At 71.5% G+C, this 8,657-nt stretch carries 6 protein-coding genes; all 6 read right to left on the bottom strand.

Annotation, left to right across the window (positions count from 1 at the left end; genetic code table 11):
* Positions 1 to 1,183 (bottom strand): FHA domain-containing protein (locus AC30N0_RS07015; protein WP_489517209.1); only part of this gene is annotated, 1,183 nt, incomplete at its 3' end.
* Positions 1,180 to 1,575: a DUF4150 domain-containing protein gene (locus AC30N0_RS07010; RefSeq protein WP_489517208.1), complete on the bottom strand. Its 396-nt coding sequence runs from the start codon at positions 1,573 to 1,575 to the stop codon at positions 1,180 to 1,182. The genes AC30N0_RS07015 and AC30N0_RS07010, both read right to left, overlap by 4 nt.
* 16 nt (positions 1,576 to 1,591) lie before the next feature.
* Positions 1,592 to 2,248: a DUF3540 domain-containing protein gene (locus tag AC30N0_RS07005; RefSeq protein WP_489517207.1), complete on the bottom strand. Its 657-nt coding sequence runs from the start codon at positions 2,246 to 2,248 to the stop codon at positions 1,592 to 1,594.
* Positions 2,249 to 2,276: 28 nt separating this feature from the next.
* Positions 2,277 to 3,341: a pentapeptide repeat-containing protein gene (locus AC30N0_RS07000; protein ID WP_489517206.1), complete on the bottom strand. Its 1,065-nt coding sequence runs from the start codon at positions 3,339 to 3,341 to the stop codon at positions 2,277 to 2,279.
* Complete coding sequence (locus AC30N0_RS06995) at positions 3,338 to 5,947, bottom strand: DUF2169 family type VI secretion system accessory protein (protein ID WP_489517205.1); 2,610 nt, start codon at positions 5,945 to 5,947, stop codon at positions 3,338 to 3,340. Before AC30N0_RS06995 ends, AC30N0_RS07000 begins: the two co-directional genes overlap by 4 nt.
* Before the next feature lie 13 nt (positions 5,948 to 5,960).
* Positions 5,961 to 8,651: a type VI secretion system Vgr family protein gene (locus AC30N0_RS06990; protein WP_489517204.1), complete on the bottom strand. Its 2,691-nt coding sequence runs from the start codon at positions 8,649 to 8,651 to the stop codon at positions 5,961 to 5,963.
* Between the last annotated feature and the right edge of the window lie 6 nt (positions 8,652 to 8,657).

Here is an 8,657-nt window from a genome sequence, read left to right as displayed (position 1 = left end):
CCGCGGCGGCCGGACCGAGCGCCCCCGCCGTGGGCAGGCTCGGCCCGCCGACCGGAACGGCGGGCGGCGTCGCGACGGCGGGTCGCGGCGGCACGGTTGCGTCTGCACTCGCGCGCGGCGGCGCTGCCGGCACTGGCGCCGCGCGAGGTGGCGCTGGTTCGACGATGCGTGGCGGCTTGTAGGCGGCCTGCAGCTCTGCAGTGTGGTTGAAGGCGGCGGCTGGTCGCGGCGTCGGCGCGGCCGCGGCCGCGGCCGGCGCGAACATGGCGAGCGGGTCGGTGCTGACCGATCCGTCCGGCATGCTGCCGACGCCGCGCGGCGCCGCCGGCACCGAACTGCCGGCCATGAAGGCAGCAAGCGCGTCGCCCGTGCTGCTGGCCGCGCCGGACAGGCCGAATGCCTCGTCGATCCCGGCGGCACGACCGGAGCCGGCCCCGACGGAGGCCAGCAGGTCGACCGGCGCTCCCGGGTGCGGCATGCCGGCGTCGACGGGCGAGGGCGCTGCGCGCGGCTCGCCGAGGTCGGCAAAAGGATCGAAGTCGTCGGGCAGGACCGCGCGTGGCGCGGGCGCTGCGGCCGCAGGGCGTGAGGTCGGACGCGCCGGGCTGCGCGCCTGGCTCGGCTCCGCTGCGCCGAGGAAGGAGAACGGGTCGTCGATCGGGCCGGCCGGGGACGCCCCGCCGCCACCGCCCGGTGCCGACACGAGGTCGGCGAAAGGATTGCCGGGGTCGGCGATCGCCCGGCCGGCAGCGGGCCGTGCCGCCATGAAGCGCGGGTCGGTACGTGCGTCGCCGCCAGGGTCGAAGGCGCCGGAACGGGCATCGACGGCGACGTGCGCGCCGGCCGCGCCCGGGCCGGTGGCCGCGTCTTCGAGCAGCACGCGCAGCACGTAGCCGCCCAGCCGCAACTCGTCCCGGTGCGCGAGCAGTGCCGAGTCGCCGGGAGCGAGCGAGCGCCCGTTGAGCAGCATGGCGGCCGTGCTGCCGGCGTTGCGGATCACGTAGCCTTCGGCGCCCGAGCTGACCTCGGCCTGCAGCCGCGACAGCCGGCGTTCGGGGTCGGGCAGGGCCAGCGTGTTGGCCTCGGAGCGGCCGATCGTGCCGCCGCGGGCATCGAAGAGGCCGAGCAGCGGCTCCTCGAGCGGCTGCTCGTCGAGCATGACGGCGCGAATGACGAGGTTCATGGCGCCAGCAGAAGCATCAGCACCTGGCTCGGGACGATGCGCACGCCGGGGCAGTTCGTGCTGTTCTGCAGGGACATGCTGGTCAGCCGCGTCGCCGGCATGCCGTTGATGAGCACGGTGAAGGCGGCGGTGAGGTGGCGTGCCGGGCCCATCACCGTGCCCGAGGCGACGCCCATCGCGACGCCGGCGTTGTCGCCGTTGGTCATGGGGATCGAGGTCGCCATGTTGTGGGCGGGTGCACACATGATGAGCACGGTCGGGTTGTTCGGGATCGCCATCGGCCCCATGGCGATGTTGGGGTAAGGAATCGGCACCGGCCCGACGGGCGAGGGCGTCAGGCAGACATCGGGAAAGCCCATGTCGGTGCCCATGAGCTGGCAGTTGGCGAACATGTTCCTGCTTTCTCGATCAGCCCATGTGGATCTGCGGGGCGCGCGTCTTGACCAGGCGCTCCGCCTCGACCAGCAGGTGCTCGGCGTGCAAGGTCGCCAGGCCGGCGCTGCGCAGGTCGAGCGTGCCGGCCTGGACCAGGTCGCTGCCCTCGGTGAACTGCTGGCGCGTCTTGGCGACGCTGGTGATGCGGTCGACGACGGCGCTCAGCGTCGTCCCGGTCCAGCGCATCGCCGTGATCACGCCCTGCCAGCACGCGCCGACCGTCTCGGCGGTGTCGAAGAGCAGCGTCGCATGGCGAGCGCGGAGCTGCACCGCGTCGCCCTCGAGGCGCAGGTCGTCGGCCGCCAGGCGAAGCATGCCGCCGGCGCTCTGCAGCGTGGTGTCCCTCGGCAGGCGCAGGGTTGCCGGCGCCGACGGGTCGCGCGCCAGGACGTGCGTGACCCAGTGCGTGTCGGCACCGGCATCGTCGCCCTCGCCGTCGCTGCCCGCGGCGCACCACCAGACGCGGTCGCCGCTGCGGGGCACGACGAGGCACGAGACGGCGAGCGCCATGGTCACCACCTCGGCGCGGCATTGCACGCGAAGGTGCCCGTCGGCATCGACGGCAAGGACGCGGCCGGGGCCGGCTTGCTCGACGGCGATGAAGCGGAGGGGGTCGACTCGGTCGTTCATGGTGTCTCTTTCGCGAAGTCGGAGGTCATCAGGCTGCCTTCGGCCACAGCTCGGCCCTGGCCAGCACCGGGTCGGTGCCGAGGGCGGCGGCCAGGTTGGGCAGGCGGCAATCGGCGACTTCCGCGCGGTGCAGGTTCATGCGCGTCACGCGCGCCCCTTCGAGGTCGCACTGCAGCAGCCGCGCGCGTGCGAAGTCGGCGTAGGTCAGCTCGCTGTCGCGCAGGCTGCACTGCGCCAGGTCGGCGTCGGCGAAGTGGGTCTGGAACAGGTCGGCGCCGAGCAGCGTGCAGCGCTGCAGCTTCGCTTCCGTGAACAGCGCCTGGCGCAGCCTGGCGCCGGCGAAGCTGCAGTCGCTGGCCTGCACCTTGGCGAAGATGGCCAGCTCGGCCGAGGCGCCGGCGAAGGACACGCCTGCGAGCACGGCGTTTTGGAAGTTGCACTGCCTGATCGATGCGCCGCTGAAATCAGCGCCGGCCAGCGGCGATTCGGCGAACTGGCAGCCCTGCAGGCGCTGGCCCGCGAAGCTGCGCGCCTGCAGGTCGGTTCGGTGGAAGACGACGAAGTCGAAGCTCGAGCCGGCCGTGTCGGCGCTGCCGAGGTCGCAGGCGGAGAGCGTCGACTGGTGGAACGCGACCTGGCCGAGCAGCGCCTTCTTGAGCGAGCACTCGGCGAGGGTGACGCGGTCGAGCAGCGCCCCGGTCAGGTCGGCGCCGTCGAGGCTGGTGCGGTGCAGGGCGGCCAGGTTGAAGTCGGCGCCGCGCAGGTCGGCGCCCTCGGCGGTGCACTCGAGCAGCTTGGCCGCGTGCCAGTTCGAACCGCGCCCGCGCAGGCCGGCGAGATTGCACTTGTTGAAGACGGCGCCGCGCAGCTGCGTGCCCGCGACCGAGCAGCCGCCGAGGTCGCACTGATCGAACACGGCTTCGCGCAGATCCGCGTGGTCGAGGTTGGCGCCGCTCAGGCGAACATTGGCGAAAACGGCGCCGCGCAGGGGGGCGCGAGCGAGCTGCATGCCGGCGAGGTCGAGGCCGGACAGCGGCTCGCCGAAGTGCACGAGCACGACGATCTGCTCCGGGCGGACGGCCGTGCCGCTCATCGGGCGACCTCTGTCGGCGCGGGTCGGCGCTTCGGATGGATCTTGACGCGGTCGGCGAGCACGTTGCCCACGCCGGTGCTCTGGTCGAGGCGGGCCTGCGACAGGTCCATCGCGAACAGGTTCGAGGCGCTCAGGTCGGCGCCGCGCAGGTCCGCCTTCTGGGCGATGGCGTTCATCCAGTTCGACTGCGCTGCCCGGGCGTGCGCCAGCGCGGTGCGGACGAGGAGGGCCGCGCGCAGCGTGGCCTGGCGCAGGTCGGCGCCGCCGAGGTCGGCCTCGGAGAGATCGGCGCCGTCGAGGCGGGCGCCGGCGAGCACGCCTTCGGCCAGCCTCGCGCCGCGCAGGTTGGCCTGGGCCAGATTGGCCTGCGTGAAGTCGCCCCGGCTCAGGTCGCACCCGTCGGTGAAGACGGCCTGCGCCAGGTCGGCACCGGCCCAGTGGGCACCGACCGCGCTGCACTTCAGGAAATTGGCGCCGACGAGGCGGGCCGCACCGAAGCGGATGCCATCGAGGCGGCACTCGATGAAGTTGCAGCCCGCCAGGTCGGCACCGGTGGCCAGCAGGCCGGTCAGGTCGGCCTTGATGAAGCAGAGGGCAGGGGCGGCCGCGCCGGACCAGTCGCAGGCGCCGAACTTCGTCTCGAGGAGCTGCACGCCGGCGAGCTTGGCGAGCTTGAAGGAAGTGCCGTCGAGCGCGGCGCACGACAGGATGGCGCCGGTGAGGTCGGCGCGCTCGAAGCGGGCGCCCGCGAGGGTGCCGGCGCCGAGGTTGGCGCAGGACAGGTCGGCGTCGCTGAAGTCGGCGCCGGTCAGCGTCGCGTGCGCGAGGACCGCCTGGCGCAGCCTGGCGCCGGCGAGACGCGTGCCGCTCAGGTCGGCGCTTTCGAGGTGGGCGTTCTGCAGATCGGCGCCGCGCAGATCGAGCCTCGACAGGTCGGCACCGGTGAGGTCCCACCGGGCCATGCTCGTGCCTTCGGCAGCGGCGAGCAGGACGAGCTCGCGCAGCCGCGCCGCGCCAGGGTCGGTGCGCCTGCCGGCGGGCACCTGCAGGTGCGCCGATGCGAGGTAGGCCATGCGCGTGGCCGCTTCCGCCTGGGCCAGCTTGGGCGCCGCGGCGAGTAGCTCGCGCGCACCCGCAGCGATGTCGGGCTGGTGCGCAAGGACCGCGATCAGCTTCCTCAGCTCGGCCCCGGCCGAGAAGCGAGGCGGCCCGCGAACCTGCGCGGTTTCGACATCGATGCCGTTCGCGCGCGCCGTCGCCGCGGCCTTGCGGATGTCGACCTGCGCCTGGGCGATGGCCTGCTTGTTGGCCGCGGTCGCGGTGACGAGCGCGCGCTCGAGGTAGGCCGGCAGCTCGCTCAACGTCGGGACCGGCTCGCGCGGCGGCATCTTCACGCCGAGCTGGTCGGGGTCGAGGCCGAGCTCCTTCACGCGCTGCCGCGCCCGCTCGACCTTGACCTCGGCACCGCGGTGCTGCGCTTCGCCGAGGAAGCCCTCTACCTTGTAGTCGGCCTCGATGGCCGCCATGTCCGGATCGACGTTGTCGACGCCCGCCGGCAGCAGGTCGGAGTCCATCAGCGCGTACAGCCCGCCGAGCTGCGGGTGCTCGCGCTTGCCCAGCACCTCGAGGTAGTGCGCATCGCTCCTTGCCTCGCCGACCCGCTCGACGGCGCCCATCAGCACCGCCACGTCGGCGGCGTCGTCCTCGGCGATGTCGGCGAGCCCCTGGAAGATGAGCACGGCCCGCTCTGCATGCGGAAAGAACCACAGCGTCGAAAGCTGCAGCGGCACGTCGCGGAGCTTGCCGGCATGGGCGCCGCCGCGGTAGCGCACGAAGGCGCGGCAGCGCAGGCCGGGCAGGCGCCCGCCGACGATCTTCTTGGTCTCGTGCAGGTGCTCGAACTCGAAGGGCTCGTCGCCGACCAGCGGCTTGTTGAACCACTGATCGGGCGGCGCCATGTTGAAGTGACGCCAGTGCAGGTCGGGCGGAAAGCCCGGCGCATGCTGCGGCAGCCAGTTCTCGTCGTAGGTGCCGCGGTGCCGGGCGCGCGTCAGCCACATCGGATCGAGACGGCCGAAGCCCGCCGGCACGATCTCCTCGTCGGGGCGGGTCAGCGGCGAGACGGCGTATTCGGTGTTCGGCAGGGCCCGTGGCTGGGGGCCGTCCGGCCCGCGCCCCTTGCCCACCGGGTTGGCGGCGAAGTCGGGGCCGCCGTAGGCCCGACTCCAGTCGAGCGGCATGAGATCGAAGGGTGCCGCGGCACCGGCGACGCTGCCGTTCCAGACGCGGTCGCCATGCACGACCAGCGTCTTCTCGCGCCCGCCGACGCGCGCGCGCACGGCGCAGGCGGCGGCGTTCTTCTGGGGCGGGAAGGCGACGGCGTGAACCAGGTACTCGGGCATCGTCTTCAGCACGCCCTCGTCGATGAGGGGCTCGGCCATCTGCTTGCCGAGAAAGCTCCACATCGAGGGCTCGGTCCAGAGCGCGAAGGGCGGCTCCCGGCGGAACGGCAGGTAGAGCATGGCCGAGATGCTGAGGCCGAGCTTGCCGCGAAACTGGATCGGCCGGCAGCCCAGGCCGACGCAGGCAGGCTTGTGGATCTGCATGCCGGCTCGCCCTCTATGCCGTGGTCGGTGGCGCGGCCGGCGACGCGGCGGCGGTAGCCGCGGCGGTCGAGGCCGACTGCGCCTGTGCCATCGAGGCCTCCGTTTCGGCCCGGGTCGCGGCCGCCAGGGCGGCCTGGCGCTGCGCCACCGCGGCCGCCGACTGCTCCGGGTGGCTGGCCTCGAAAGCCGCCGGTCCGGCGCCGACGATGCTGGCGGGCATGGCCAGGAACGCGCCGAGCAGCGTCTGGCCTTCGCTCTGCCCGGTGGCCTCGCTCGCCTGCTTGAGGAAGGCGACCGCATCGTCGTAGGCCGCTGCGGCATTGGCCGCCGCGGCGCTGACGCTCATCACCGCGCCGAAACCGAGCGCGAAGGCACCGCCGGCCGACGCGCCGCCGCCCCCGCCACCGCCGCCCCCGCCGCCGCTGATGATCTTCATCGCGCTCTGCGCGATGTCGAGCGTCTGCTGCTTGAGGTCGAGCAGGCCGAGGTTGAGGCTCGGACCCGCCGCCATGTTGACCGACGCCGAGACAGTCATGTTGATGCTGGCCGAGATGGCGGTGTTGATCGAGGCGCCGATCGAGGTGGTGAGCGCGAGGGCGAGCTCGAGCTCGTTCTTCATGCCGATGAAGGTGTTGCGCTCGCCGCCGATCATCGTGCTGCTGGCCGCGCCGATATAGGTGCCCGTGTTGGGGCCGAGGAAGGTGTCGTTGGCCTGGTTGACGAGGCGGTTGAACTGCGCCGCCTTGAACTCGATGTTGCCCGGCGAGTCGTAGCCGAACGACGCCGCCGTGCCGAAGTACTTGCCGCCGGCCTTGAAGTCGACCTTGCCCGACACCGTCTCGGTGGCGTCGCCGACCACGCCGACCTTCAGGCCGCCGTCGTAGATCTCGGTGGTCGCGCCCTTGACGATCCGCGTCACTGGCCCCGTGACGGACAGGTTCTCCGGGCCGGTGACGGCGGTCACGCGGCCGGTCTTGATGATGTTCTGGTCGAGGCCGCCCCCCACCATGTAGAGCCGACCGCCGCTGATGATATTGACGCTCTCGCCGGCGGTCTTGATGGTGACGCTCCGGCCGCCCTTGTCGACGATCAGCGTGTCCTTGTTGCCCACCGTCGACTTGCGGTCGTGCGTGACCTGCTCGGTGAGGTCGTGGCCGACGCTGTTGGCCTGGTCGTTCTCGACAGAGGTCGACATGTTCTTCTCGGCATGCAGGCTCAGCGATTCCGAGCCCTTCTTGTCCTCGAAGCGGATCATGTTCGCGGTGGCGATCGCGCCGTCCTTCGTCGAGCGGCTCATCCAGCCGCTCTGCGTCGCGTTGTCGGGCAGCTTGAAGGGCGGCAGGACCTCGCCGTTGTAGACGCTGCCGAGAATGATCGGCTGGTCGGGATCGCCCTCGAGGAACTCGATGATGACTTCCTGGCCGACGCGGGGGATGAAGATGGCTCCGAAGTTCTTCCCGGCCCAGGCCTGCGCCACGCGCACGAGGCACGAGCTCTTCTCGTCCTTCTTGCCGAGCCGGTCCCAGCGGAACTGCACGCGCACCCGCCCGAACTTGTCGGTGTGGATCTCCTCGCCGGCCTTGCCGACCACCACGGCCGTCTGCGCGCCCTGCACGTAGGGCCGCCTCGTCGTGCGCGGCGGCCGGTACTGCTGGCGCGACGGCATGGCCGTGAATTCGCAGTGGAAGCCCGCGCCTTCGCCCTGGCCGGCCTCGAAGCTGCCGTTGTTGGCCTGGATGTTGACCGAGGTCACGAGGTACTCGGTGTTCTGGTCGTCGCGGGGATGGCGTGTCAGCTTGAAGGTGAAGCCGACCCGCAGCGCCAGTGCGTTCGTCGAGCCGCTGAAGACCTCGAAGCGCGATTCCACCTCGTCGCGCCGGTTCTCGAGCGTCTGGGTGCCGTCGGCGGGCTTGGTGTAGCTGCCGGGATAGTCGTAGATCTCTTCCTTCGACTGCTCGTGCGCGCGTGGCTGCTCGCCGGTGGTGATGAGCTTGCTGCTCGGATTCTCGAAGTCGTAGTCGTCGATGGCGAACTTGCCGGGCTGCACCGAGCGCGACATCGTCCAGCGGCGCACGAAGTCGAGGTCCGGCGGCTCCTGGCCGGTGTTGCCGAGGAACGGCAGCGTCGCCGCCCCGTCGGGCTGGGGATCGTGCGCGCTGCTCGAATCGAGCAGCAGCAGCGTGTGCTTGCCGTCGATGTGCTCGAAGCGGTAGTAGATGCCCTCGTGCTCGAGCAGCCGGCTCACGAAATTGAAGTCGCTCTCCCGGTACTGCACGCAGTACTCGCGCTCGCGGTACTCGCGGAAGAGCTTGAAGTCGTGGACCGCGATGGCGTGGTCGGCGAACACCGTCTTGACGATCTCGGGGACGCTCTGGTGCTGGAAGATGCGACAGTCGGTGGTGCGGGTCAGGAACCAGAGCCACGGTCGCACGACGGCCTGGTAGCGGAAGAAGCGCCCGCTCGAGCCGCCGGCCGAGAAGCGGCTGACGAAGCCGTGGAAATGGCGTTGCGTGTCGTTGCGCTGCTCGAGGACGAAGGTCACCGGCTGGCCGAGGATGGCGTCGGCATCGAGGTCGCTGCGCGGGCTGAGCAGCGACGCCGTCATGTCGGCGAGCGTGCTGAAACCCTCGGTGCAGCTGAACGACTCCAGCAGCAAGTCGGCGGCGGCGAAGGCGTCCGTCTTGATGCGAAATGGCTGGGGCATGGAAGG

The sequence above is a fragment of the Rhizobacter sp. genome, from assembly GCF_031412495.1.
Classification (GTDB): Bacteria; Pseudomonadota; Gammaproteobacteria; order Burkholderiales; family Burkholderiaceae_C; genus Schlegelella_A.
This window is presented reverse-complemented; position numbering and strand designations above follow the sequence as displayed.

Coding starts and splice junctions, on each gene's coding strand:
- AC30N0_RS07010 (WP_489517208.1), bottom strand. CDS start 1,575: ATGTTCGCCAACTGCCAGCTCATGGGCACCGACATGGGCTTTCCCGAT.
- AC30N0_RS07000 (WP_489517206.1), bottom strand. CDS start 3,341: ATGAGCGGCACGGCCGTCCGCCCGGAGCAGATCGTCGTGCTCGTGCAC.
- AC30N0_RS07005 (WP_489517207.1), bottom strand. CDS start 2,248: ATGAACGACCGAGTCGACCCCCTCCGCTTCATCGCCGTCGAGCAAGCC.
- AC30N0_RS06995 (WP_489517205.1), bottom strand. CDS start 5,947: ATGCAGATCCACAAGCCTGCCTGCGTCGGCCTGGGCTGCCGGCCGATC.
- AC30N0_RS06990 (WP_489517204.1), bottom strand. CDS start 8,651: ATGCCCCAGCCATTTCGCATCAAGACGGACGCCTTCGCCGCCGCCGAC.